The organism is Nonomuraea typhae (genome assembly GCF_009760925.1).
In the GTDB taxonomy this organism is placed as follows: domain Bacteria; phylum Actinomycetota; class Actinomycetes; order Streptosporangiales; family Streptosporangiaceae; genus Nonomuraea; species Nonomuraea typhae.
In genome coordinates this window covers 188085-212847 of record NZ_VRLV01000003.1, presented here as the reverse complement: position 1 = coordinate 212847, position 24763 = coordinate 188085, and the positions used below count along the sequence as shown (strand labels likewise).

21 protein-coding genes are annotated in these 24763 nt (G+C 71.0%); 8 read left to right on the top strand and 13 right to left on the bottom strand.

Annotated features, from left to right (window positions below; translation table 11 throughout):
• Nucleotides 1-5: 5 nt before the first annotated feature.
• Both FVE25_RS13115 and FVE25_RS13110 read left to right on the top strand, forming a co-directional pair.
• Entirely contained in the window at nt 6-3137 is a 3132-nt protein-coding gene (locus tag FVE25_RS13115) for an AfsR/SARP family transcriptional regulator (RefSeq protein WP_181019565.1), read from the top strand.
• Between the two features lie 67 nt (nt 3138-3204).
• Complete coding sequence (locus tag FVE25_RS13110) at nt 3205-4722, top strand: carboxylesterase/lipase family protein (RefSeq protein ID WP_157246811.1); 1518 nt, start codon at nt 3205-3207, stop codon at nt 4720-4722.
• 4 nt (nt 4723-4726) lie between these two features.
• Here FVE25_RS13110 and FVE25_RS13105 read toward each other — a convergent pair whose 3' ends face one another.
• On the bottom strand, nt 4727-5569 hold the full coding sequence (locus tag FVE25_RS13105; RefSeq protein WP_181019564.1) for a LysR family transcriptional regulator: 843 nt from the start codon (nt 5567-5569) through the stop codon (nt 4727-4729).
• 72 nt (nt 5570-5641) lie between these two features.
• Between FVE25_RS13105 and FVE25_RS13100 the strand changes: the two genes are divergently transcribed.
• Nucleotides 5642-6841 (top strand): MFS transporter, encoded by a 1200-nt coding sequence (locus FVE25_RS13100; protein WP_157246809.1) that lies wholly within the window; start codon nt 5642-5644, stop codon nt 6839-6841.
• Between the two features lie 24 nt (nt 6842-6865).
• Here FVE25_RS13100 and FVE25_RS13095 read toward each other — a convergent pair whose 3' ends face one another.
• A complete protein-coding gene (locus tag FVE25_RS13095) occupies nt 6866-7639 on the bottom strand; it encodes a methyltransferase domain-containing protein (protein ID WP_157246808.1) in 774 nt (257 codons plus the stop codon).
• A 154-nt stretch (nt 7640-7793) separates the two neighbouring features.
• Between FVE25_RS13095 and FVE25_RS13090 the strand changes: the two genes are divergently transcribed.
• The 4 genes from FVE25_RS13090 (at nt 7794) to FVE25_RS13075 (ending at nt 11778) form a co-directional block, all read left to right on the top strand.
• Nucleotides 7794-8624 (top strand): S1 family peptidase, encoded by an 831-nt coding sequence (locus tag FVE25_RS13090; RefSeq protein WP_157246807.1) that lies wholly within the window; start codon nt 7794-7796, stop codon nt 8622-8624.
• A 102-nt stretch (nt 8625-8726) separates the two neighbouring features.
• On the top strand, nt 8727-9917 hold the full coding sequence (dxr, locus tag FVE25_RS13085; RefSeq protein ID WP_157246806.1) for a 1-deoxy-D-xylulose-5-phosphate reductoisomerase: 1191 nt from the start codon (nt 8727-8729) through the stop codon (nt 9915-9917).
• Nucleotides 9918-9988: 71 nt separating this feature from the next.
• Entirely contained in the window at nt 9989-11113 is a 1125-nt protein-coding gene (locus tag FVE25_RS13080; protein WP_157246805.1) for a sensor histidine kinase, read from the top strand.
• Nucleotides 11110-11778 (top strand): response regulator, encoded by a 669-nt coding sequence (locus tag FVE25_RS13075; protein WP_157246804.1) that lies wholly within the window; start codon nt 11110-11112, stop codon nt 11776-11778. Before FVE25_RS13080 ends, FVE25_RS13075 begins: the two co-directional genes overlap by 4 nt.
• Nucleotides 11779-11923: 145 nt before the next feature.
• Here the strand turns inward: FVE25_RS13075 and dxs are convergent, their stop codons facing one another.
• Genes dxs through FVE25_RS13055 form a run of 4 tightly spaced genes read right to left on the bottom strand, consistent with a single transcriptional unit; the run spans nt 11924 to nt 16884 of the window.
• Nucleotides 11924-13795 carry a 1-deoxy-D-xylulose-5-phosphate synthase gene (gene dxs / locus FVE25_RS13070; protein WP_157246803.1) on the bottom strand — a complete coding sequence of 624 codons (1872 nt, stop codon included), beginning with the start codon at nt 13793-13795 and terminating at the stop codon, nt 11924-11926.
• A complete protein-coding gene (ispG, locus tag FVE25_RS13065) occupies nt 13792-14904 on the bottom strand; it encodes a flavodoxin-dependent (E)-4-hydroxy-3-methylbut-2-enyl-diphosphate synthase (protein ID WP_157246802.1) in 1113 nt (370 codons plus the stop codon). Before ispG ends, dxs begins: the two co-directional genes overlap by 4 nt.
• Nucleotides 14901-15863 (bottom strand): 4-hydroxy-3-methylbut-2-enyl diphosphate reductase, encoded by a 963-nt coding sequence (locus tag FVE25_RS13060; protein ID WP_157246801.1) that lies wholly within the window; start codon nt 15861-15863, stop codon nt 14901-14903. Before FVE25_RS13060 ends, ispG begins: the two co-directional genes overlap by 4 nt.
• Nucleotides 15864-15873: 10 nt before the next feature.
• Nucleotides 15874-16884 carry a polyprenyl synthetase family protein gene (locus tag FVE25_RS13055; protein WP_281367846.1) on the bottom strand — a complete coding sequence of 337 codons (1011 nt, stop codon included), beginning with the start codon at nt 16882-16884 and terminating at the stop codon, nt 15874-15876.
• A 161-nt stretch (nt 16885-17045) separates the two neighbouring features.
• On the opposite strand from FVE25_RS13055, the gene FVE25_RS13050 reads away from it, so the two are divergent.
• Complete coding sequence (locus tag FVE25_RS13050; protein ID WP_219825473.1) at nt 17046-17762, top strand: IspD/TarI family cytidylyltransferase; 717 nt, start codon at nt 17046-17048, stop codon at nt 17760-17762.
• A gap of 78 nt (nt 17763-17840) precedes the next feature.
• Here FVE25_RS13050 and FVE25_RS13045 read toward each other — a convergent pair whose 3' ends face one another.
• The 7 genes from FVE25_RS13045 to FVE25_RS13015 are packed head-to-tail and all read right to left on the bottom strand — an operon-like array spanning nt 17841 to nt 24692.
• Nucleotides 17841-18635: an AfsR/SARP family transcriptional regulator gene (locus FVE25_RS13045; RefSeq protein ID WP_157246799.1), complete on the bottom strand. Its 795-nt coding sequence runs from the start codon at nt 18633-18635 to the stop codon at nt 17841-17843.
• 9 nt (nt 18636-18644) lie between these two features.
• Nucleotides 18645-19955: an alkaline phosphatase family protein gene (locus FVE25_RS13040; protein WP_246267067.1), complete on the bottom strand. Its 1311-nt coding sequence runs from the start codon at nt 19953-19955 to the stop codon at nt 18645-18647.
• A gap of 53 nt (nt 19956-20008) precedes the next feature.
• Nucleotides 20009-20857, bottom strand: a complete 849-nt coding sequence (locus FVE25_RS13035) for a TatD family hydrolase (protein WP_157246798.1) — start codon at nt 20855-20857, stop codon at nt 20009-20011.
• Between the two features lie 4 nt (nt 20858-20861).
• A complete protein-coding gene (locus tag FVE25_RS13030) occupies nt 20862-21506 on the bottom strand; it encodes an EboA domain-containing protein (protein ID WP_157246797.1) in 645 nt (214 codons plus the stop codon).
• Entirely contained in the window at nt 21503-22399 is an 897-nt protein-coding gene (locus FVE25_RS13025; protein ID WP_157246796.1) for an SCO3242 family prenyltransferase, read from the bottom strand. The genes FVE25_RS13030 and FVE25_RS13025 overlap by 4 nt, the downstream gene beginning before the upstream one ends.
• Nucleotides 22399-23550, bottom strand: a complete 1152-nt coding sequence (locus FVE25_RS13020) for an inositol-3-phosphate synthase (protein WP_157246795.1) — start codon at nt 23548-23550, stop codon at nt 22399-22401. The genes FVE25_RS13025 and FVE25_RS13020 overlap by 1 nt, the downstream gene beginning before the upstream one ends.
• A gap of 11 nt (nt 23551-23561) precedes the next feature.
• A complete protein-coding gene (locus FVE25_RS13015; RefSeq protein WP_246267066.1) occupies nt 23562-24692 on the bottom strand; it encodes an FAD-dependent monooxygenase in 1131 nt (376 codons plus the stop codon).
• Nucleotides 24693-24763 lie beyond the last annotated feature (71 nt).

Below are 24763 nucleotides of genomic sequence, written 5' to 3'. Positions count from 1 at the left end.
GGCACATGAGGCAAATCCCGCACGCAGAGATCCGGTTACTCGGGCCGGTGCAGGTGCACGGTCCCGACGGGCCGCTGGACGTGGGGGCCGCCCGGCAGCGCTGTGTCCTCGCCGTCCTCGCCGAGGACCCCGGCGCCCTGGTGTCGGCGGACATGCTCATCTTCCGCGTCTGGGGAGACGCGCCACCGGCCAGGGCGCGGCAGGGGCTGCACACCTACATCGCGCGGCTCCGCCGTACCCTGCGAGGGCTGGGCGACGTCGCTCTCGTCAACCGCGACGGCGGCTACGTGCTGGAGATCGCCCCCGAGCGTGTGGACGTCGTGCAGTTCCACGTCCTGGCCGACGAGGCCAGGGGCGCGGTCAAGGACGATGACGATCCCGCGGCCGCCGAGCTGTTCGCCGGCGCTCTGGACCTGTGGCGGGGCGGGGCACTGGCCGGCATCGAGGGGGAGTGGGCCGAGGGGGTGCGCGCCAGGCTGGCCGAGCAGCGGCTGGTCGTCCTCCAGGAGCGGATCGAGGTCGATCTCCGGCTGGGCCGCCACAGCCGGCTCGTGCCCGAGCTGACGGATCTGGTCCGCGAGCATCCGGCCACGGAACGCCTGATCGGCCAGCTGATGCTCGCGCTGTACCGGTGCCGGCGCCAAAGTCACGCGCTGAGCGTCTACCGCGAGCTCAAGCGCCGGCTCCACGAGGAGGGGCTCTACCCCGATCCCACCCTGCAGGAGCTGGAACGCCGCATCCTGCAAAGCGACGAGACCCTCGACCTCGACCGCCCGCGCCCGCGACCGGACGGGCCGGAGGCGACCGGCCCCGGCGATCCCGTCCGCGACGAACTCATCGCCGAGATGCGCCGGCGATGGATTCACCAGGGGCTGGAGCGCGGCCCCGCCGACCGCATCGAGGTGAGCCTGGCCGAGCAGCCCGACGCGGTCAGCGACAGCTTCAGCCCGCTGCCGCCGGGCCCGCTCGCCACCCCGCAGCCCCTGCCCGCGACCGCCAGCCCCCTCGAGCTGTTCAGGGCCCGGTTCAACCGCCGGCTGCTCATCCTGGGTGCGGCCGGGTCGGGCAAGACGACGCTGCTGCTCGAACTGGCCCGCGACCTGCTCGACGTGGCCGACGCCGACGCCGGGGCGGCCGTGCCGGTGATGTTCTTACTGTCCCGCTGGAGCGAGCGCAGCGGCGACTTCGGCGCGTGGATCGTCGCCGAGCTGAAGGAGCACTACGCGCTCGGCGCCGAACAGGCCAGGACCTGGCTGGCCGACGACAGATTGATCTTGCTCCTCGACGGGCTGGACGAGGTCCCCGAACCCAAACGGCAGGCGTGCATCCAGGCCGTCAACGACTTTCGCGCCTCCCGCGAGGGAGCCCTCTGCGGGTTGGTGGTCACCGCCAGGATCGCGGACTACCGCACGCTCGGCACCCGCCTGGCCCTCGGCGGCGCACTCGTGCTGCTGCCCCTGACCGCCCGGCAGGTGGACGACTACCTCGCCAGGACCGCCGCCGGGCTGCGCGCCGCCCTGAACCGCGACCCCGTCCTGGCCGAACTCCTGACGACCCCGCTGGCACTCGGACTGGCGGTGTTCACCTACGGGGACCACCACCCCGTCGCCACCGGCGGCGGCGTCGAGCAGTACCGCAGCAGCCTCAACGACGGCTACCTGGCCCGGATGCTCGCCCGTGACCGCGCCCGCGACCAGGCGCCCGGCCCCGGCCGGCCGGCGGCGCCCCACCGGAGCGACCCCGCGCACACCCACCGGTCGCTCGTCTGGCTCGCCCGGCTGATGACCCGCCACGAGGAAACGATCTTCTATCCCGACTGGTTCACCCCCACCTGGCTGCCGGGCTCGGCCCCGCCCTGGCCGCTTCCCGCCCGCGCCGGCCTGCGCCTGGTCACCGGCCGCGGCGGCTGGCGTCGCCTCGCGGCGGCGCTCACCTACGGTACGGCTGCCGCGCTGATCACCGGAGTCGTCTACGGCCTGCAGGCACTACTCGGGGTCACCGTGCCGGAACCCGACCCGAACCTGGCCACGAGCCTGGCCTTCGCTCCGCTGGTGGCGGTCACCGTATGCCTGGCGGTCGTCGTCACGACCATGCTCCCCACGCCCGGACCGGCGGTGCGCGCCCTGGTCTACTTCGCGGTGCTCTTCGGGGCGGGCGGCCTGCACAAGGGCATGCGCGTGGGAGCCGTCGAGGGAAGCGAGAGCGGCCTGGCGACCGGGCTGTCCGGCGGCCTGGTCTACGGGGCGACCAGCGCCGCCTCGGTCGCCCTGGTGCTCCTGCTCGCCGCGATGCTGGTCCGCGCGGCGGGCACCCGCTGGACCTGGTCCTGGCCCCGGATGATGTGGGGACTGGACATCGCCATGGCCATCGCGCTGGCCGTCGGCGTCAGCCACGCGGCGGCCCGGATCGTCCTCGGCCACCGCGGATGGGTGTACGACCTGCTCAGCGGATTCGGCTACGGCCTCATCGTCGGCCTGGGCGGCGGCCTGATCGTCGGCATCGCCTTCGGGCTCGTGGACATCGACACCGATCAGCCGGCTGCCCGCTGGCACTGGTCGCCCCGGCGGCTGGCCCTCGCCTTCGCCGCAGGCGTCGCGTATGGCACGATCCACTGGCTGCTGTTCGTCGTCGCCGTCAGCACCTTCATGGGCCCCGACAAAGGCCCCATCTTCGGCCTGATCGTGGGACTGACCTTCTTCCTGACCTTCACCCTGGGCTTCGGCATGACCCCCGACCGGAACCTGCCCCCTCCCGCCCCGGCCCGGGCGCTGACCGCCTCCCTGCGCGCCGCGGCGGGGCCCATGATCGTGTCCAGCGCCCTCAGCCTCCTGGCCGCCTTCCTGGCACGGCGGTCGGTCGTGGACTACGTACAGTTCATCCTGCCCGGCCCCGCCGTCCTGTCCGGGCTTCTGACCTTCTGGTTCACCGGCGGCGGCACCTGGCTGAGCCACCACGTCACCCGCTGGACCGCCTGGCACGCCGGGCTTCTGCCCCGGAACCTCATCGGCTTCCTCGCACACGCCGACGAACGCGCCCTCCTCCACCGTCAAGGCGGCGGCTACCAGTTCCCGCACGGCACCCTCCAGGCGCACATCGCCCAGCGCGACCCCGGCCGGCTGCCCGCCTGGCACCCTTAAATGGTTTGCCCGCGGACGGCGCGCGCTGGGACGCTCGGCTGAGCCGGAACGGAGAGGAAACGAGACCGTGGCCGTCACCGCATCCAGCAAGCCGCCCGAGCCCGAGCCGGAGGTCGGCACGACGGCCGGCATCCTGCGCGGCGGCCGGGAGGCCGGCGTGGCGGTCTTCCGCGGCATCCCGTTCGCCGAGCCGCCGGTCGGCGCCCTCCGGTTCGCCGCGCCGTACCCGGTGCGCGGCTGGGAGGGGGTGCGCCCGGCGCTCGCGTACGGCCCGCCGCCCCCGCAGTCCGGCCTTCTCGGGGGGTCCCGCGACAGCGCCGGTGACGACTGGCTGACGCTCAACGTCTGGACGCCGGAACCGGGTCCGGCGTCAGCGCTCCCGGTGATGGTGTGGATCCCCGGCGGCGGCTACGCCATGGGGAGCTCCGGCCTCCCGGAATACGATGGCGGGCGCCTGGCCGGGAGCGGGACCGTGGTCGTGACCCTGAACTACCGGCTCGGGATCGAGGGGTTCGCGCAGATCGACGGAGCCCCGGCCAACCGTGGACTGCTCGACCAGGTCGCGGCCTTGGAGTGGGTGCGGGACAACATCCGGGCGTTCGGCGGGGATCCGGACCGGGTCACGGTCTTCGGGCAGTCGGCCGGCGGCGGGTCGGTCGCCGCGCTGCTCGCCATGCCGCGCGCCGCCGGGCTCTTCGGCCGGGCGATCGCCCAGAGCGTGCCGGGGACGTTCTTCTCGCCCGAGCTGGCCGCCGACGTCGCGGCCGCCTTCGCCGCCGAGCTGGGGGTGCGGCCCACGGTGTCCGGCTTGTCGGCGGTGGCCCCGGCCCGGCTGCCCGGCGCGGGTGACGCCGTCCACGCCAAGGCGGTTCGGTGGAGGGAGCGCTGGGGGCGGATCGCCCACCGGGCGGTCCTGTTCGCGCCGGTCGTCGACGGTGACGTCCTGCCCGCGACCCCCTGGCGGGCGCTGGCCGGCGGCGCCGCCCGGGACGTCGGGCTGCTCGCCGGGCACACGCGTGACGAGCACCGGTTGTTCAGCCTGATCGACGGCGTGCTCGGCCAGGTCACGCACGAGCAGACCGAGACGGCCCTGCGCATGCTCGCGCCCGGCCCGGACGGCGCACGCCGCTATCGGGAGGCGTTTCCGGCCGCGGCGGAGGAGGAACTGTATGAGCTGGTCAACGCGGACTGGCTGTTTCGCATGCCGAGCCTCCACCTCGCCGCCGCGCAGGTCGCCGGCGGCGGGCGGGCTCACCTCTACGAGCTGACCTGGTCCGTCCCCGGGCTGGGCGCCTGGCACGGCTTGGACGTGCCGCTCGTCTTCGGCAATCTGAGCAGCGGGCAGGCCGCCATGCTGATCGGCGACCCGGCCTCCCCCGCCGCGGAGGAACTGTCCGCGCGGATCCGCGAGGCGTGGACGGGTTTCGCCGCGCACGGCGACCCGGGCTGGCCCGCGTACGACGCCGTCCACCGCCGCACGCGGCTCTTCGACACGCCGCCGGCGGTCACCGCCTACCCGGAGGATGCCTCGCGGCTGCTGTGGCGGGACCACGTCTTCCCGGCGCTGCCGCTGCTGTCCGGCTGACCGATCAGATCATCCGCCGCAGGGCGGTCTCCACGGCGTCGATCAGCGCGTCGCCCTCGGTGCCCGGACGGCGGGCCAGGCCGAGTTCGACGTCGGGCAGGGCCGGCAGCGCGGACGCGTCGTGGCAGGCCATCGCGGGCTCGATGTTGGCGGGCATGAGCGCCGCGACCCCGAGCCCGGCCCGCAGAGCGGCGAGAACTCCGGCGAGACTGTTGCTTTCGAACGCCACCCGCCAGCGGCGCCCGGCGGCCTCCAGCGCCTCCAGCACCGACGTCCGCCAGGCGCACGTGTTCGAGAACAGCACCACCGGCAGCGGATCGGCGTCGGCGGCGACACCCTGCCCGGCCGCCCAGGCGAGCGGGATGCGCACCGTCCAGCGCGGCGGCCAGGGAAGATCCGGGACCTCGTCGAGCACGAGCTGGACCCGGCCCGTGTCGTAGGCGTCCCGCATCGCCGCGTCGGAGAGGATGAGCACCTCCAGCGTCGCGCCGGGGTGCAGCCGCGCGAGGTCGGCGAGCGCCTGGGGGAGCCGGGAGACGGCGAGGTCTTCGAGGAGTCCCACGCCGCAGTGCCCGGTGAGCGCACGTCCCGTTTCCGCGAGGGCCTGTGCCGACAGCGCGAGAATGCGTTCGGCGTAGGGGAGCAGTTCCTCGCCGGTCCGGGTCGGCGAGACGCCGGACGGCGCCCGGTGCAGCAGGGGACTGCCCACGACGCCCTCCAGCTTGCGCAACTGCTGGCTGAGCGCGGGCTGGGTCTGGCCGAGCGCCGCCGCCGCGCGGCTGATGCTGCCCGCTCGCACCGCGGTGACGAACGAGCGCAGCAGGGTGGTCTCGAGATCACGCGCCATAAGCATCCATTATATCTGCTACAACGAATTAACCACTTCCTATGGCAAGGTTCGCGATCTACCGTCAAAACGGTGACCAGATTCCGACAGGTGCTCGCGGTGCGGGGGATGACGCCGCTGCTGAGCATCGCCCTGCTCGCGCGTGCCGCGATCACGGCCGACGCGATAGCGCTGACGATGTACGTCGTGCTCGCCCTCGACCTGAGCTACGCGGCGGCCGGGGCCGTGGCGGCGGCGCTCACCGCCGGCGTCGCGCTGGGCGGGCCGCTCCTGGGCCGGATGATCGACCGGCGGGGCCTGCGTACCGTGCTCCTGGTCACGATCGTGCCGCAGTTCGTGTTCTGGCTGGCCGTCCCGGCGCTGCCGTACGTGATCTTGCTTGGCGCCTCCTTCGTCGCCGGTCTGCTGATGGTGCCGGTCCAGCCGGTCACCAGGCAGGCGATCGCCGCGATGACGACGGCGGAGCAGCGGCGGGCGGCGTTCGCGCTGGAGTCGGTGATGGGCGAACTGTCGTACATGGCGGGCCCGGCGGTGGTGATCCTGTTCGCGGCGAAGGCGTCGCCCGGCGTGGTGGCCTGGGGGGTGGGGGCCGCGATCGTCCTCGGCGGGGTGGGGATCGCCCTGCTCAACCCGCCCCTGCGGGCGGAGGACGAGGTGGCCGGCGAGGCGGCGGACCGGCCCCGGCGCCGCGAGTGGCTGGGCACGCGCATGATCGCCGTCCTCACGATGGGATTCGGCGTCGCGATGCTGCTGAGCGGCGTCGATCTGGCCATCATCGCCACCCTCGAAGAGGCCGGTCAGGTCTCGTGGGCGGCCGTGGTCGTCGCGGTGTTCGGGGTGACGTCCGTCGCGGGCGGCCTGGTGTACGGAACGCTGTCGCGGCCGATGGCCACATGGCTGCTGCTCGGACTGCTCGGGCTGGTGACGATTCCGGCCGGGCTCGCCCATGACTGGCCATGGCTGAGCGTGGCCGTCATCGGCGCCGGACTGCTCACCGCGCCGACCCTCTCCACGGTCTCCGACGCGGTGAGCCGCCTGGCGCCGGCCGGCGTCAGAGGTGAGGCGACCGGCCTGCAGTCCTCGGCGCAGAGCGCGGGGTTCGCGCTCGGCGCCCCGGTCGTGGGCGTGGCGATCGACGTGTCGGGACCGGCGGGCGGCTTCGCGGCGGCCGGTCTGGCCGGACTGCTCGCCGCGCTGACGGGATACCTGCTCTCGCGCCGTGCGCCCGCCTCATCGCCGCGGGCACTGGAGCCCAGCGCGCCGGCCCGATGACAGGGCGAGGCGCGGGGCCGGCGGTCAACGGCGCGTGGCCGCGGTCACGAACAGGGGGAGGGCGAGGAACAACTGCCCGCGTTGTCCCCGTTCGCGCTGCTCGGCGAGCCAGGATTCGGCCTGCGCGTCGCTGATCGCCCCGGCCGAGCGTGCCCTTCCGGCGAGTTCGGCCAGCACGGGCACCATCGTCGCGTCGGTGAAGATCCGGGTGTGGGCCTCGACGGTGACGTCGGCGAACCCCGCCTCGAGGAGGAGGTTGCGGCTGCGGCGCACGACGCGCGGGCCGGTGACCAGGTCGGCGCGGGCGTGCACGATGGTGCGGGTGAGCGCGGCGTCGCCGGCGTCGATGACGAAGGTGTCCCAGTCCTGCCCGATCAGCACGATGCGCCCGCCGGGGGCGAGCACGCGTCGCGCCTCGGTGACCGCGCGGGCCGCGTCGTCCAGGATGTGATACACCTTCTCGGCCCGATAGCCGTGCAACGCGCCGTCGGCGAAGGGCAGATCGTAGGCGTCGGCCACGCGGAAGTCCGCGGCCGGCCAGCGCCCGCCCGCCACGGTGACCATCCGCTCGTCGGGATCGATGCCGACCGCCCGCGCGCCCCGCTCCGCCATCTCCGCGACCGCCCGGCCGGACCCGCACCCGACGTCGACCACCGCGGCGCCGTGCGCGAGCCCGAGCAACTCGTAGGAACGCGCGCGCAGCCCGGCCGCTCCGGGGATGTCGTCCGCGAGATCGAGCAGGGCGATGAGCGCGTCGGTGTCTTCGCTGGTACGGCGTGCCGTCTGGTTCTTGTTCACGTCCGAGATCCTGCGACTTCAAGCCCGCTTGAAGTCAAGCGAACTCGGGTGGGGCTGTCCCTACCCCGGGTTGACGTGCTGACATGATCCCCCCGCCGAACACGGACATCTAGCGTTACAACATCCCAATCTTCCACTGAAGGGTTCCTTCTCCGTGTTCAGCAAGAAGTCGCTCCGCCGCGCCGCCTCCCGTTCCGCCGTCGCCGCCCTGGCCGGCGCGGTCTGCCTCGCGGCGACGGCCGGCAGCGCCGGAGCGATCGTCAACGGCGCCAAGCCGGCCGAGTCCTACGGCTTCATGGCCTCCATCCCCATCGCGGCGCCCGCCAAGGGCCTGAAGGACGGCAACTGCGGCGCCGCGCTGATCAACCCGCAGTGGGTGGTCACGGCCGCGCACTGCCTCGACATGGAGATCGGCTCGATCGTGAAGGGCACCGTCCGCATCGGCAGCGACCGGCGCACCTCCGGCGGCACCGTCCGCAAGATCGCCCAGGCGATCGCCCATCCCGGCTATGCCCAGGCCACGGCCAAGGCCCCGTACAACACCGCCGACCTCGCGCTGATCCGCCTGGACAAGCCCGTCTCCGTCAAGCCCATCCCGATCGCCCCGCAGGCCGGCGGGCCCGGCACGCCCACCCGCATCATGGGCTTCGGCATCACCAGGTTCAGCAAGAACCCGGGCGAGTGGAAGATGTCCCCGACGCTGCGCCAGCTCGAGACCCGCCGCGGCGCGGCCGCCGAATGCGGGCCCGGCTACGCCTCCGACGCCCGCCTGTGTACGATCAGCCGCAAGCCCAAGGCCATGGCGTGCAACGGCGACTCCGGCGGCCCGCAGATCCGGCGCGGCCGCGGCGGCCGGTGGGAGCTCATCGGCGTCACCTCCGGCCCCGGCGCCCCGAGCCCCTCCTGCGCCGAGGGTCCGGGCCTCTACACCAACGTGACCGCCTACCGCGGCTGGATCGACCAGACCATCCGCGCGAACAGCTGACCGAGCTCAGGGGAAAGGGCCGCTCGCGCGACCCCGGCCGGCGGCGCCGCAACTCGAGCGGCATTCGAGCCGAACTCGAGAGCCGGCGAGAACAGTGGACGGGTGTATGCAGAGACCATCCGCTCCGTCGTCCTCCTCGGCTCCACCGGCTCGATCGGCACCCAGGCCCTCGACGTCATCGGGGCCAATCCCGGCGGCTTCAAGGTCGCCGCGCTGGCGGCGGGAGGCGGCCGGGTCGGGCTGCTGGCCCGGCAGGCCGCCGAGTTCGGGGTCGAGGCGGTGGCCGTGGCCGACGCGGCGGCGGTGCCCGCGCTGAAGGAGGCGCTGGCCGGGCACGGCGCCGAGCCCGTCGTGCTGGGCGGCCCCGAAGGAGTCGCGGAGGTGGCGGCCTGGCAGTGCGACACCGTGCTCAACGGCATCACCGGCGCGCTCGGGCTGACCTCCACGCTGGTGGCGCTGGAGGCGGGCAGGACGCTGGCCCTGGCCAACAAGGAGTCCCTGATCATCGGCGGGCCGCTGGTGAAGCGGCTGGCCGCGCCCGGGCAGATCCTGCCGGTCGACTCCGAGCACTCGGCGCTGCAGCAATGCCTGTGGGCCTCGGGGCCGGAGGCGTACGATCCGGGCAGCGTCCGGCAGCTCGTGGTGACCGCCAGCGGCGGGCCGTTCCGGGGTCTGCGCCGGGACGAGATGAGCGGCGTCACCCCTGAGATGGCCCTGGCCCACCCCACCTGGTCCATGGGACCGGTGATCACCATCAACTCCGCGACCCTGGTGAACAAGGGCCTGGAGGTGATCGAGGCGCACCTGCTGTTCGACCTGGACTTCGACCGCATCGAGGTGGTGGTCCACCCGCAGTCGATCATCCACTCCATGGTCGAGTACGTCGACGGCTCGACCATGTGCCAGGCCAGCCCGCCCGACATGCGGCTGCCGATCGCGCTCGCCCTCGGCCATCCGCGCCGCGTGCCCGACGCGGCCCGGCCCATCGACTGGGCCAAGGCGCACACGTGGACGTTCGAGCCGCTGGACGACGTGGCGTTCCCCGCGGTCGCCCTGGCCCGGCACGTCGGTACCGAGGGCGGCACCGCGCCGGCCGTCTACAACGCGGCCAACGAGGTGTGCGTGGAGGCGTTCCTGCGGGGCGGCCTGCCGTTCCCGGCGATCGTGGACACGGTGGCGACGGTGGTGGAGGAGCACCGGGTCACCGCCGCCGAGTCCGTGGAGGAGGTGCTCGCGGCCGACGCCTGGGCTCGTGCGCGGGCGGCCGAGCTCACCGCCGGGCAGTCCCGCTGAGCGCCCTGAAGATCTGAACTCCGCATCCACATAGTAGGCATTTATCCGCAATACCCGTCCAGAATGGGAGCATGCGAAGGCCGTCCGCCCACACGCTCATGTCGCTCGTGGCGATCGCCAGCATATTGCTCGGCACGCTGGGCACCTTTTTGGTCGAAGACGTCCGCGATGCCAACGCGCTCGACCTCGTGCTGCTGGTCACGGCGTCCGCGGGGACGCTGGCGCGGCGCAGCTACCCGGTCGCGGCACTGATCATCGTGGGCGTCTCCGTCGCCGTCTACTATCCGGAGTCGCGGTTCGACGGCCCGATCGCCATCCTCGTCTTCATCGTGCTCTTCACCGCCGCCGACCAGGGCCGGCTCATCGCGGCCGTCGCCATGGGGTCGACCCTGATGCTGGCCATGGGGTACGGCGAGGCCCGTGGTGTCGGACATGTGGACGACACCCTGTTCGTCGCGATCGCCGGATGGGTGGTAGCGTCCATCGCGTTCGGCGGGGTCACCCGCAACCGCAGGGCGTACCTGGAGGAGGCGGAGCGGCGTGCCCTTGAGGCCGAGCACAGCAAGGAAGAGGAGGCCAGGCGGCGCGCGAGCGAGGAGCGGCTGCGCATCGCCCGGGAACTGCACGACGTGCTCGGGCACAACATCTCCATGATCAATGTGCAGGCGGCCGCCGCCTTGCACGGGCTGAAGAAACGGCCCGAGGACGCCGAGCAGGCGTTACGCACGATCAAGGACGCCAGCAAGGAGACGCTGCGCGGGCTGCGGATCACGCTCGGAGTGCTGCGGCAGGTGGACGAGGACGCGCCGACCGCGCCCGCCGACAGCCTGGCCCGGGTAGACGCCCTGGTCGCGGCCTCCGGCCTGGAGGTGACCACGGAGCTGTCCGGCCCGCTGGACACCGTGCCGGCCGAGGCGGACGTGGCCGCCAGCCGCATCATCAGGGAGGCGCTGACGAATGTTTCCCGCCATTCAGGAACAAATCAGGCAACATTAACCATCAGTAACACGTCCGGAAATATCATGATCCGCGTGGAGGATGATGGTCCGGGCGCCACCTTCGACGGGGGCACCGGCTTCGGCCTGCAGGGCATGCGCGAGCGCGCCGCAGCGCTCGGCGGCAGCCTGGAGGCGGGCCCGCGCCCCGAAGGCGGTTTCCGCGTCGTCGTCCACCTGCCATTGAACGGGGCTTCATGATCCGCGTAGTGCTCGCCGACGACCAGACTCTCGTGCGTGCCGGGTTCCGGTCCATCCTCACCGACGAGGATGACATCGAGGTCGTCGCCGAGGCCCCCGATGGCGCCGCGGCCATCGCCGCGGCCCACGAACACCGCCCCGACGTGGTGCTGATGGACATCCGCATGCCCAAGCTCGACGGCCTGGAGGCCACCCGCAAGATCGCCGACGACTCCGGGCTGAACGGCGTGAAGGTGATCATCCTGACCACGTTCGACCTGGACGACTACGTGTACGGCGCGCTGCGGGCGGGCGCCAGCGGCTTCCTGGTCAAGGACACCGAGCCGGCCGAGCTGATCCACGCGGTCCGGGTCGTGGCCAGGGGCGACGCCCTCATCTCGCCGTCGATCACGCGGCGGCTGATCGCCGAGTTCGCCGACCGGGTCAAGCGCCCCGAGCCCGGGCCCGAGCTCAACGCGCTCACCGAACGCGAGCGCGAGGTCATGACACTGGTGGCGGCGGGCCTGTCGAACAACGAGATCGCCGAGCGTCTCGTGCTCAGCCCCGCCACCGCGAAGACCCACGTCAGCCGCATCATGACCAAACTGTCGGTCCGCGACCGGGCGCAGATCGTGGTGCTCGCCTACGAGGCCGGAATGATCATCCCCGGCTGGCTCGCGTCCTGAGCCACGCCGGTGACGCCAGGACCCCGGCCGGTGCACTCCGACACCTGAACCGGGGCCCTGGCCGCGCCGCCGCGGCTGGCTGTTGGGGGCAAACGAGCCGCTCACGCAGCGGCAGAACTCGGGCGTTGCTTGATCGAACGGCGTGTCAGCGGGCCAGGGCCGGCCGCAACGTACGGCTGATGTCCCTGGCCAGGTCGGCGCCGGTCAGCCCGTTCTGGGCCAGGATGGCCGCCCGCTTGGCGTGGTTGAGGAACTGCTGCGGAAGACCGAAGGAACGCACCGGCACAGCGGAGTCGGCATCGCGCAGCAGCCGCGCCACCGCGTCGCCGACCCCGTTGACCCGGCCGTTGTCCTCCACGACGGCCACCAGGCGGTGCGACTCCGCGGCGGTGACCAGTTCCTCCTCCAGAGGCTTGACCCACAGGGGGTCGACCACCGTGGCCTGGATGCCCTCCGACTCCAAGATCTGCGCCGCCTCCAGCGCGGTGGCGGCCATCGGGCCGACGGCGACGATCAGCACGTCCGCCGAGACGGAGCCGGACTTGCGGAGCACGTCCATGGCACCGAGCCGGCCGACGGCTTCGATTGGCTCGGAGATGGCACCCTTGGGGAAGCGCACGACGGTCGGCCCCTCCACGGCCACGGCCTCCCGCAACAGCGTGCGCAGCCGGTCGGCGTCACGCGGCGCCGCGATGCGCAGCCCGGGCACGACCTGCAGGATCGACAGGTCCCACATGCCGTTGTGGCTGGCTCCGTCGTCACCCGTCACCCCAGCGCGGTCCAGCACTATCGTGACCGGCAGCTTGTGCAGGGCGACGTCCATGAGCACCTGGTCGAAGGCGCGGTTGAGGAAGGTGGAGTAGATCGCGACCACCGGGTGCAGCCCGCCGTAGGCCAGACCGGCGGCACTGGTCAGCGCGTGCTGTTCGGCGATGCCGACGTCGAAGCAGCGCTCGGGGTAGGCGTCGGCGAAGGCGGCCAGCCCGGTCGGATACAGCATGGCGGCGGTGATCCCGACCAGGTCGTCGCGTTCCGCGCCGAGCTTGACGAGCTCCTCGCTGAACACGTCGGTCCAGCCCGCCACCTTGGGCGCCCCCGTGCCGGTGACCGGGTCGAACGCGCCGGTCGCGTGGAAGCAGTCCTCCTCGTGGTTCTCCGCCGGGAGGTACCCGCTGCCCTTCTTGGTGATCACGTGCACGATGACCGGTCCGCGGAAGTCGCGGGCCGCGCGCAGCGCGGCCTCCACCGCGGGCTCGTCGGTGCCGTCGATCGGGCCGAAGTACTTCAGCCCCAGGTCCTCGAACATCCCCTGCGGCGTGAAGATGTCCTTGAGCCCCTGCTTGAGCCCGTGCAGCGCGCTGTACAGCGCCGGGTAGCCGCTCAGCTTCTCCTTGGCCCCGGCCAGCAGGTCCTCGTACGAGCGGGTGAGCCGGAGTGAGGACAGATGGGTCGCGAGCCCGCCGATGGTCGGCGAGTAGGAGCGGCCGTTGTCGTTCACCACGATCACGCAGGGCAGGTCCTTGACGCCCGCGATGTTGTTGAGCGCCTCCCAGGCCATGCCTCCGGTCAGCGCGCCGTCGCCGATCACGGCCACCACGGTCCGGTTCGTCTCGCCGCGCAGCTTGGCCGCCTTGGCCAGGCCGTCGGCGTACGACAGGGAGGTGGAGGCGTGGGAGTTCTCCACGAAGTCGTGCTCCGACTCGGAGCGGCTCGGATAGCCCGAAAGGCCGCCCTCCTGACGGAGGGTGGAGAACGTCCCGGCCCGCCCGGTCAGGATCTTATGCACGTACGCCTGGTGGCCGGTGTCCCAGATGATCGGGTCCTTGGGGGAGTCGAAGACGCGGTGGAGCGCGATCGTCAGCTCCACCACGCCGAGACTGGGACCGAGATGGCCTCCGGTCTTCGACACCACCTGGACCAGCAGCCTCCTGATCTCGTCGGCCAGTTCCGGCAGGTCCCGTGGGTCCACGGCCTTCAGGTCACTGGGATTGGCTATCCGCTGCAGAAGACTGCTCATATCACGCCCATCTGCTCGCCGAGCTTCATTGCCTCCTCCACCAAGGCCTCGGCGATCTGAGACTCGGGGACGGTCTTGACGACCTTCCCCTTGACGAAGATCTGGCCCTTGCCGTTCCCGGAGGCGACACCCAGGTCCGCCTCACGGGCCTCACCGGGACCGTTGACGACGCAGCCCATCACGGCCACGCGCAAAGGCGCCGGGAATCCCTCCAACGCCGCCATCACCTCTTCGGTGAGGCGATATACGTCCACCTGGGCGCGCCCGCACGAAGGGCAGGACACGATTTCCAGGCCGCGCTCCCGCAGCCCGAGAGACTCCAGGATCTGAGTACCGACCTTGACCTCTTCCACCGGCGGCGCCGACAGCGAGACCCGGATCGTGTCACCGATTCCCTCGGCCAGGAGCGCGCCGAACGCGACCGAGGACTTCACCGTGCCCTGGAAGGCCGGACCCGCCTCGGTGACTCCGAGGTGCAGCGGGTACTCACAGGCCTTGGCGAGCTGGCGATATGCCTGAATCATCACCACGGGGTCGTGGTGCTTGACGGAGATCTTGATGTCGCGGAAGCCGTGCTCCTCGAACAGCGAGCACTCCCACAGCGCGGATTCGACCAGGGCGTCCGGCGTGGCCTTGCCGTACTTCTTCAGCAGGCGAGGGTCGAGCGAGCCGGCGTTGACGCCGATGCGGATCGGCGTGCCCACGTCGGCGGCGGCCTTGGCGATCTCCGCGACCTTGTCGTCGAACTTCTTGATGTTGCCCGGGTTCACCCGGACGGCCGCGCACCCGGCTTCGAGCGCGGCGAAGACGTACTTGGGCTGGAAGTGAATGTCGGCGATCACCGGGATCGGCGACTTCTTGGCGATGATCGGCAGCGCGTCGGCGTCGTCCTGGGACGGCACCGCGACGCGGACGATCTGACACCCGGACGCGGTGAGCTCGGCGATCTGCTGGAGCGTCGCGTCGATGTTGGCGGTCACCGTGGTGCACATCGACTGCACGGAGACCGGGGCATCGCCGCCGACCGGCACGTCGCCGACCATCACCTGGCGCGACTTGCGGCGCTTGGTCAGGCGCTGTTCCGGCAGCCCAAGCTGGACGGCGGTCATGACGCTCCCTCCTGTGCCGCGCGCAGATCGGCGCGGAGCTCCGGCGGCAACGCGAAGACGGTGCCCTCGCGTGGGCCCGACGTCTCCTGGACGTCGTTGAATCCGCGCTCGGCCAGCCACGCCAGCACGTCCTGGACCAGCTCGTCCGGCACCGAGGCGCCGGCGGTGAGCCCGATGGTGGTGGCGTCGCGCACCCACGCCTCGTCGATCTCGTGGGCGTAGTCGACCAGGTAGGAGGCGCCCGCGCCGGCCTCCAGAGCGACCTCGCACAGGCGCACCGAGTTGGAGGAGTTCTTCGAGCCGACGACGATGAGGACGTCGGACTCGGGCGCGATCGCCTTGACCTCCATCTGGCGGTTCTGCGTCGCGTAGCAGATGTCGTCGCTGGGCGGAGCCTCCAGCAGCGGGAAACGCTCCTTCAACCGTGACACCGTTGTCATGGTCTCATCCACCGACAGGGTCGTCTGCGACAGCCAGATCACGCGGGACGGGTCCTTCACCTCCACGTTGGCGACGCCGTCCGCGCCGTCGACCAGGGTGATGGATTCGGGCGCCTCGCCGATCGTGCCCTCGACCTCCTCATGCCCTTCATGGCCGATGAACAGGATGTCGTAGCCCTCGGAGGCGAACCGGCGCGCTTCGTTGTGCACCTTGGTCACCAAAGGGCAGGTCGCATCGATCGTCTTCAGCGAACGCTCCGCGGCGGAGCGGCGCACCTCGGGCGAGATGCCGTGCGCGGAGAAGACCACCGTGGCGCCGTGCGGCACCTCGTCGGCCTCCTCTACGAAGATCGCTCCCATACCGCGCAGTCTCTCGACCACATGCTTGTTGTGGACGATCTCCTTGCGCACATAGATGGGCGGTCCATACAGATCCAATGCCTTGCGGACGGTCTCCACCGCCCGGTCGACCCCCGCGCAGTAACCCCGCGGGCTGGCGAGCAGCACCCGCTTGTCCATTCCTCACCTCTCATGAGACGCGCTCGGTGGTGGCGTAGGCGATCTCCCGAAGGGCCACGACGGCCTCGGGACGGAACGGCGCAGCCTCCAGCGCGGCCAGCCCCTCCTCGCGACGCCGGCGGATCATGTCCTCGACGTGCTTGAGAGCCCCGGTGTCCACGAGCAGTTCGCGCACCCGCTCGGCGCCCGCCTCGTCCAGCTCCGGATTGCCCAGCAGGCGGTTCAGAAGCTCGATCTGCTTCGAGTCGGCCAGCGACAGAGCGGTGGCGATCAGCACGGTCACCTTGCCCTCGCGCAGGTCCTCCACGGCCGACTTGCCCGTCACGTCCGGGTGGCCGAAGACGCCCAGCACGTCGTCCCTGAGCTGGAATGCCTCACCGATCGGCAGCGCGTAGGCGGTGCACGAACGCAGCACCTCCGGGCCGCCTCCGGCCAGCGCGGCGCCTACGTGGAGCGGGCGTTCCACGGTGTACTTCGCGGTCTTGTAACGCACGACCGTGGTGGCGAGGTCCAGATCGTCCTTCGCGCCTCCGGTGGCCTGCAGGTCCAGGCACTGGCCGTAGAGCGCTTCGGCACGCATGGCCTCCACCAGGCTGCGCACGGCGATCAGACGCTGCGGGTCGACCCCGCTGGCATGCAGCATCTCGTCCGACCACACCAGCGCGATGTCGCCGAGCAGGATCGCGTCGTTGACCGAGAGCGCCTTGTGCAGCGTCGGACGTCCCCTGCGCATGGCCGAGGCGTCCATGATGTCGTCGTGGATGAGCGCGAAGGCGTGGAAGAGCTCCAGCGAGGCGGCCGCGCGCAGCACGCTGGTGCGCTCGCCGGCCTCCTCGACGGTCTCCCAGCCGTAGTAGCAGAGCAGCGGCCGCAGCCGCTTTCCGCCGTGGATCACGAATTCGCAGAGATGGTCGATCAGATTCTCGAGGCGTGAATCAGGCAGCGAATTCAGCTTTTCACGCAGGAAATCGACCAGTACAGAATCGAGCCCCTGCCGTACCGCAGTGTAATTTACGGTCATCGCCTCAGGCGTCATACGCCACACGCTAGGAGGCATTCAGTCCTAAGTTCCTGGGCACGTTGTCCCAGCCGCGTCCCGGGAGCGCGCCAGTCAATTGATTCTCGAGTGTGGCTCGAGTCGCTCCGGCGAATCTCGCAGCATCCGGCGGAGAGGAGAAGGTCATGGCGATCGGCGTGCTGCTCGCCGGCGGCGTGGGGCAACGGGTAGGGCTGGCCATGCCCAAGCAGCTCGTCGAGGTCGCGGGAAAGACGATCATCGAGCACTCGATCGCCGTGTTCGAGAGCGCGCCCGAGATCGACGAGATCGTGGTGCTGATGACGCCCGGGTACGCCGGCCGGATACGCGAGATCGTGGACCGGGGCGGCTACCGCAAGGTCACCAAGATCGTGGAAGGCGGCGCGAGCCGTACCGAGACCACGTGGCGGGCGCTTCAGGCGCTCGGCACGCAGGAGTGCGACGTGCTGCTGCACGACGCCGTGCGCCCCCTGGTGTCGCCCCGGATCATCGCCGAATGCGTGAAGGCCCTGGAGACCCACCGGGCCGTCAACGTGGCGATCCCCAGCTCCGACACGATCCTGGCCGCGGCTCCCACCGCGGACGGCGAGTCCATCGGCGCGGTGCTGGACCGCGCGACGCTCCGGCGCAGCCAGACGCCGCAGTGCTTCAGGCTGTCGGTGATCAGGGAGGCGTACGAACGGGCGCTGGCCGATCCGGACTTCGACAAGCAGCCGGCCACCGACGACTGCGGCGTGCTGCTGCGCTACCTGCCCGAGGTGCCGATCCACCTGGTGCCGGGCAGCGAGCGCAACATCAAGATCACCCACCCTGCCGACCTGCGCATCGCCGAGCTGCTGTTCGCCACCCAGGACGCCTCCTAGGGTCCCGGGGGAGGGAACGCCAAGGTCCCCGCACTCCTGACCGCGGAGGCGGGGACCGTGAGGCCCGAGGGCGCCGAACTATCCCGCGACGCGCGAAGCCGGCGCCGGATCGGCGATGAGAGCGCCCTCGGGCGAGGACCGATGCCCGAGTATCCAGGCGTGCAGCCGGCGGATCTCCTCCGACGGCTCCAGCCCCAGCTCTTCACGGAGCGTCGTGCGCAACTGCCGGTACCACTGGAGGGCGTCGTTGCGCCTGCCCGCTTTGTACAGGGCGAGCATGAGCTTGCCATGCAGCGCCTCGTTGAGCGGGTAACGAGCGGTGAGCCGCTTCAGCTCACCGATCTGGGCGGCGTAGTCGCCGAGCTGGAGTGCCGCGTCGATGCGCAGTTCGAGCGCATTCATCCGCAGCTCCTCCAGCCGTACGGCTTCCGCCCGCAGGAGCGCTCCCTGGGGCACACCCGCCAGCGCCTGCTCTCCTCCCGACCACAGCGCCAGGGCACCGTTCAGGAACTCGTAGGCAACCAGCGGGCGGGCGGCGGCAAGGGCGGATCTGCCCTTCTGCACGAGCCGCTCGAACCTGAAGGCGTCCACGGCCTCCCGGTCCAGGCGCAACTCATACCCTTCCGCAACCCGCGCGAGCACCGCGTTGTTCAGCACTTTGCGCAGATGGTAGACGTAGGTCTGCAACGTCGTCCGCGCGCTGACCGGCGGTGCGCCCGACCACAGTTCCTCGATCAGTGCCTCGTCGGGTACCGAGCGGTTCGCGGACAGCGCCAGCAGGCTCAGCACCTGCTGGATCTTCCGTGCGCTCGGCGTGCAGTCGGCGCCGTTCCATATGAGGGTGAAGCCGCCGAGCAGGCGGATGTCGAGCATGGGCTCTCCTTAGGTGAAGGCCAGCTCCAGCAGCAGTTCCTTGACGTCGGTCGCCGCGAGAGCGGGGCGGGCTGCCTGGCCGCTGGTGCACAGCAGCACCGGCGCGTCCCGCTCGTCGGACGGCAGTCGTCCGTGGCTGCCCCCGACGCGCGAGGGGTCCAGCGACACCACTTCCATGGTGTAGCGCATGCCAAGTTTCTTCCGCGCCACCGCGAGCGCGGCGTCCACCTTGACCAGCGGATTGGTGTGGTCGAACAGCAGCTCCGCAGGGTCGTAGCCGGGCTTGCGGTGGATCTCCACCAACTTGGCGTAGTCCGGCGCTCGTGCGTCGTCGAGCCAGTAGTAGTACGTGAACCAGGCTCGAGGTTCGGCCACGGCCACCAGTTCCCCGGCACGCGGGTGATCCAGGCCGTGCTCCTTCTTGCCCTGTTCGTCCAGGACCTCGGCGACGCCGTTCATCCCGGACAGCAGTTCGGTCACCGCCGGCAGATCACCGGGGTCGGCCACGTACACGTGGGCCACCTGGTGGTCGGAGACGGCGAAGGCGCGGGACGTCCACGGGTCCAGGTACTCCATACCGTCCTGGGTGTAGACGTTGAGCATCCCGGCGCGGCGCAGCTCCCGGTTGACGTCCACAGGCCGATCGGCGTCGGTGATCCCGTACTCGCTGAGCGCGACCACGGTGATACCGGCGCCCTGGGCGTCATCCAGGAGCGGCGCCAGCGCCTCGTCCAGCTCGGCGGCAGCCGCGGCCGCCTGCCGCCCGCTGGAGCCATAACGTTGCAGGTCGTAATCCAGATGGGGCACGTACACGAGGGTCAGGTCCGGCTGCTGGTGGCGCAGCAGGTGCCGGGCCGCGCCGATGATCCAGCGCGAGGACGGCAGTCCCGCGTTCGGTCCCCAGTAGGTGAACAACGGGAAGTCGCCGAGATCGGCGACCAGCTCGTCGTGCAGACCTGCCGGGTAGGTGTAGAAGTCAGGTTCCTTGCGGCCGTCGGCGTAGTAGATGGGTCGCGGCGTCACCGTCCAGTCGACGTCCGCGCCCATCGCGTACCACCAGCAGACGTTGGCCACGGTGTAGCCAGGCTGCTGCCGGCGGGCGGCCTCCCACACTTTCTCTCCGCCGACGATCTTGTTGTGCTGGCGCCACAGCAGGACCTCGCCCAGCTCACGGAAGTACCAGCCGTTGCCGACCACGCCGTGCACGGACGGAAGCTCCCCGGTCAGCAGAGTGGACTGAACCGAGCACGTCACCGCGGGCAGCACCGTGCCCAGCGGAGCGCGGAATCCCGCCTCTCCCACCTCCCGGAGCCTGGGCATGTGGTCGAGCAGGCGCGGGGTGAGCCCGACCACGTTGAGCACGAGCAGCTTGTTCACGAGCCACCCCGCTTGATGGAGTTGCCGTCGTACTCCTCGGCGACCTCCGCGTTGTTGAGCTCCAGCCGTCCGCTCTGGCCGTAGAAGTCCACCGGGTTGCTCCAGAGGACCTTCTCGACGTCCTTGTCGTCGAACCCGGCGGCCAGCATCGCCTGACCCGTCTTGAGGGTCTTGAGCGCGTCGCTGTGCCCCCAGTCGGCGGCCGAGTTGACCATCATCCGGTCGGTGCCGAACTCCTTCAGGATGCTGACCATCCGCTCCTCGGTCATCTTGGTGTCCGGGTAGACGGAGAAGGCCATCCAGCAGCCGCTCTCGGCGACCATCGGCACGGACAGCTCGTTGAGGTGGTCCAGGACGACCATGCCGGGGTCGATGCCGGACTCGCGGACCACGTCGAGGGTGCGCTTGGTGCCGACGGCCTTGTCCCGGTGCGGGGTGTGGACCAGCGCGGGCAGGCCGTGCTCGACGGCCAGCTCCAGGTGCCGGGCGAGAATCTCGTCCTCGAGCGGGGTCATCGAGTCGTAGCCCGTCTCGCCCACCGCGACGACCCGGTCCTTGACCAGGTAGCGCGGCAGCAGGTCCATGACGCCCTTCAGCCGGGGGTCGTTGGCCTCCTTGGGGTTCAACGCGATCGCACAGTGGTGGCTGATGCCGAACTGCGAGGCCCGGAAGGGCTCCCAGCCGAGCAGGCCGTCGAAGTAGTCGACGAACGTCTCCACGCTCGTGCGCGGCTGCCCGAGCCAGAAGGCCGGCTCCACCAGCGCCTCGACACCGGCGTCCGCCATCGCGCGATAGTCGTCGGTCGTCCTCGAGGTCATGTGGATGTGGGGGTCGAAGATGCGCATGCCGTCAGCTCCTCCGCGCCAGAACGTCGGCGGTCTCAGGAAGGTCGGGGTGGGCCTCGATGATGGGCCAGATGTCCTCGGGCACGGACCGGCCGGCGGCGATGCGCTCCGCGGCGTAACCCGCGAGCATGCGAGCCAGCTCCGGGTCGGCCCGCTCGGGCAGACCGGCGATCTCGGAGAGCGGGATCTCGGTGAAGATGCACTTGAGGATGCCCTGGCGGTAGGCGGCGGCGTCGAGGTGCCGCGCGCCGTACTCGCCCATCGCGGCGGTGACCAGCGTGGTGTCGTGCGTGCGGACCGCCTCCTCCGTCAGCGCGAGCGCGGCCGGGCCGAGCCTGCCGTCCCGGTCCAGGAGGGTCAGAGCCTTGAGTACGGCCCGCCGTTCCGCCGCGCTTCCGCCCCGATACAGGCGCGTCAGCACCTCGGCCAGGTCGGCGCCCTTCAGCGGCAGCGCCGTGAGCAGAAGGACTCGGGCCGCCTCGCCGACGTCCCAGCCGTCGCCCAGCGGGCCGCGACCGGCCTTGCGGGCCGCCACGGGGAACAGCTTGTCGACGGCGAGAACATCCTGGCGCACCTGCTCGGTCGCCTCGTCCAGCCACTGCTGGGCGGCTGCGGGAAGTTGCTGCTTGTCCAAATCGAGGGCGATCATGTGGGTGACGTCCTTTTACCGAGTTGTCGGGTAACCGGAAACGCGGTCGCGATCCCCAGCGCGGTGCCGGGCGAGCCCGCACGAGCCGTCAGCGCGGCCTGGAGGAGAGTGAGCCCGTGGATGCCGGAGGCCACGGCACCCTGCATGTTGCGCGGCGAAGGATCGGCCACGGCCATGAGCTGCGACCGAATGCCGTTGGCCGCGTAACTCCCGGCCAGCACGAGCGCCGAAGCCTGGTCGGCGGGACGCGCGGTCGCGCCGTTCAGGACGGCGCCCGCCGCCACCAGGCCGGTGGCGGTGAGCGCGACCCCGGGAACGGCCATGGGTGCGCCCTCGACCTCGTACTTGCTCAGCAGGCTCACCGTCGCGGTGTGCAGGCCGGTCAGCAGGGCCGCGGGGACGGCCTGGCGCATCCGCCCCGGGCTCGCACCGGCCAGCACGTTGAGGAACCGTGTGGCGGCCATCGAGATCGGGCTGATCGGCGAGGACTTCAGCGTCAGGTCGTACGCCCACACCGCGCCCGCCAGCGGCAGCACCGTCGCCAGCCCGCGCTTGCCGTCGGCGGCGAGCGCGAGCGCGACCCCGGCCGTGGTCAGGCCGACCGCCACGCCGAGCGCCTCCCCCGGGGAGATGTCCCCGGAGGGGATCGGCCGGTTCGGCCGCTCCTTGGCGTCCAGCTCCCGGTCGGCATAGTCGTTGAGCGCCATGCCGGCCCAGTACAGGCAGATCGACGAGACCATCCGGCCGAGCAGCGCCGGGCCGGAGGCGCGGCCCGTGGCCGCCGCCCCCGCCAGGATGTCGCCGGGGACCGTCAGCGCCGCGGGAGCCCGGACCAGACGGGCCAGGCTCGCCAGCTTGCTTCTGCGGGGTTTCCCGGATGTGTCGCGGCTCATCATCCCTTGGCCTGCAGGCCCTCTGCCCAGTCGGTGAGCATGGTGTACTGCCGCTCGAGCTCGTGCTCGTCGGTGCCGACCGGGTCCTTGAAGAAGAACGCCAGCTCGGGCATGGGGCCGCTGACGCCCTCGCGGTGCGCCACCGCCACCAGGCGGGCCAGGTCGAGCACGAGCGGCGCGGCCAGCGAGGAGTCGCAACCCTGCCAGATGAACTGCATGGTCATCCGGGTGCCGAGGAAGCCCTCGAAGGTGACGTGGTCCCAAGCGGTCTTCCAGTCGCCCATGTCGACGAGGTTGTGGATGTGCACACCACCCTCGACCTGGTACTTCAGGATGGCCTCGAGCACCATCGCCTTGGAGACGGCCTTGCTGACCACGCGCTCGGGGTCGGCCAGGTTCGCGCCGTCGCCGCCGCCGAGCACGTTGGTGCCGTGCCAGGACTTCACGCGCAGCGCCCGGTGCGCGAACATCGGCGCGAGGGTGGACTTGACCAGCGTCTCGCCCGTCTTGCCGTCGCTGCCGGCGTACGGCAGGCCACGCTCGCGCGCCAGCTCGTCCAGCGCCGGGACACGGGCGCCGGGGGAGGGCGTGAAGTCGACGAACGGGCAGTCGGCGAGGAAGGCCGCGTAGGCGAACAGGGAGCTGCTCGGCAGCACGCTCTGGCCCTGGGCCAGCGCCTCGCGCAGGGCGGCCAGCGACTCGTGCGCGGGAACCTTGCGGATCGGGGCCTCGGTCGAGGAGACGTTGACGACGACGACCCGCTCCAGGTTGTTGCGGCGGCGGAAGTCGTTGATGTCGGCCACGAGCGCCTCGGCGACCATGGCCTGGGTGTTGCTCGCGTCGCCGTCCGCACACGGCAGGATCTCCGCGTCGGCCGCCATCAGGTCCTCGCGCACGGCCTCAGGGAGGTTCCTGGGGAACACCCCGGCCGCGGCCAGCTCCTCGGCGCGCTTGACCAGGTCGGTCTGGACCACGTCGTGGCCGCCGAACACGAGCTCGTCGAAGCCGGGCAGTCCAATGGAGCTGAACGCCGGCAGCTCCGTCACACATCCATACGCCGGAGCGAGCCCGGCCCGCATGGCGGCGGCGCCGGTGATCGTCGTGGTCGCCACAGAACCGCGGCCGCCTACCAGCCAAATACCAGTACGCATGATCGTCCTCCTTACGTAAGTTCGGTTTCGATGTCGTAGCCCTGGACCGCGGCGACCTCTTCGACCATCGTGGCCAGAGAGTCGCGTCCCGTGTCCGAGCGCATCTTGAGCGTGCCGCCGCCTCGTGAACCACGTTGGACGACAGCGGTGTGGGGAAGTCGGATGGATTCGTAGCGCCGCAGCGCTTCCGCAACCTCGCCCGGGGCGGCGGCCAGGCAGTGCGCCAGTGCGACGCCGTCCTCCATGGCCTGGTTGGCGCCCTGGCCGAGGTGGGGGAGCATGGGGTGCGCGGCATCGCCCAGCAGGGTGATCCGGCCCACGCTCCAGCGCTCCAGCGGCTCTCTGTCGTACAGGGCCCAGCGCCGCACGTCCGTCACGGCCGCGGAGATGACCGACTTGACCTCGGGGTTCCAGTCGGCGAAGGCGGCGGCGAGATCGCGGGGATCGCCGGGCGCGCTCCAGGACTCCAGCTCCCAGGTCATGTCCAGCACGACGGCCACGAAGGTCAGGGACTCTCCGCCGCGGACCGGGTAGACGTGCATCGTGCAGTTCGGGCCGCCCCAGATGAGCAGCGAGTCGGTCGGCAGGGCGCTGGAGGGCACCTGCCCGCGGAAAACGCTGTGACCGGAGAAGGTCGGCTTCTGGGGCGGGGCCACCACCTGCCGGACGACGGAGTGCACGCCGTCCGCCCCGATCAGCACGTCCGCCTCGGCCGTGGTGCCGTCGGCGAACTCCATCCCCACCGACTTGCCGTGGTCGGTGTAGGAAACGAGCTTGCTGTTCAGGCGTACCAGTTCCGACGGCACCTGCGCGGCCAGCAACTGGTGGAGATCTTGGCGGTGGATGGTGTAGAAGGGGTCGCCGAAGCGCTTGGCCCACATCTCACCCATGGGGAACCGGGTGAGGGTCCGGCCCTCCTTCCAGTCGCGCACCTCCGTCGCAGCCGGCATCACCGCCACCTCGTCGAGCTGCTTCCCGAGGCCCCAGCGGCGCAGAATCCTGCTGCCGTTGGAGCCCAGGTGCAATCCGACGCCGACTTCTCGAAGTTCTGGCGCCTGTTCGTAGACTTTTACCTCGACGCCCTTTCTCAAAAGCGCCGCCGCGGCAGAAAGCCCTCCGATTCCCGCGCCGATAATCGCCACTTTCAATGTCACGCCGAGAACCTTTCTCCGGTTGGCAGAGATTTCCGGTGAAACGTTCTCAACGTAACTGT

Coding starts and splice junctions, on each gene's coding strand:
- FVE25_RS13115 (WP_181019565.1), top strand. CDS start 6: ATGAGGCAAATCCCGCACGCAGAGATCCGGTTACTCGGGCCGGTGCAG.
- FVE25_RS13105 (WP_181019564.1), bottom strand. CDS start 5,569: ATGGCGCGTGATCTCGAGACCACCCTGCTGCGCTCGTTCGTCACCGCG.
- FVE25_RS13080 (WP_157246805.1), top strand. CDS start 9,989: ATGCGAAGGCCGTCCGCCCACACGCTCATGTCGCTCGTGGCGATCGCC.
- FVE25_RS13075 (WP_157246804.1), top strand. CDS start 11,110: ATGATCCGCGTAGTGCTCGCCGACGACCAGACTCTCGTGCGTGCCGGG.
- dxs (WP_157246803.1), bottom strand. CDS start 13,795: ATGAGCAGTCTTCTGCAGCGGATAGCCAATCCCAGTGACCTGAAGGCC.
- ispG (WP_157246802.1), bottom strand. CDS start 14,904: ATGACCGCCGTCCAGCTTGGGCTGCCGGAACAGCGCCTGACCAAGCGC.
- FVE25_RS13060 (WP_157246801.1), bottom strand. CDS start 15,863: ATGGACAAGCGGGTGCTGCTCGCCAGCCCGCGGGGTTACTGCGCGGGG.
- FVE25_RS13055 (WP_281367846.1), bottom strand. CDS start 16,884: ATGACCGTAAATTACACTGCGGTACGGCAGGGGCTCGATTCTGTACTG.
- FVE25_RS13050 (WP_219825473.1), top strand. CDS start 17,046: ATGGCGATCGGCGTGCTGCTCGCCGGCGGCGTGGGGCAACGGGTAGGG.
- FVE25_RS13045 (WP_157246799.1), bottom strand. CDS start 18,635: ATGCTCGACATCCGCCTGCTCGGCGGCTTCACCCTCATATGGAACGGC.
- FVE25_RS13040 (WP_246267067.1), bottom strand. CDS start 19,955: ATGCCCAGGCTCCGGGAGGTGGGAGAGGCGGGATTCCGCGCTCCGCTG.
- FVE25_RS13035 (WP_157246798.1), bottom strand. CDS start 20,857: ATGCGCATCTTCGACCCCCACATCCACATGACCTCGAGGACGACCGAC.
- FVE25_RS13030 (WP_157246797.1), bottom strand. CDS start 21,506: ATGATCGCCCTCGATTTGGACAAGCAGCAACTTCCCGCAGCCGCCCAG.
- FVE25_RS13025 (WP_157246796.1), bottom strand. CDS start 22,399: ATGAGCCGCGACACATCCGGGAAACCCCGCAGAAGCAAGCTGGCGAGC.
- FVE25_RS13020 (WP_157246795.1), bottom strand. CDS start 23,550: ATGCGTACTGGTATTTGGCTGGTAGGCGGCCGCGGTTCTGTGGCGACC.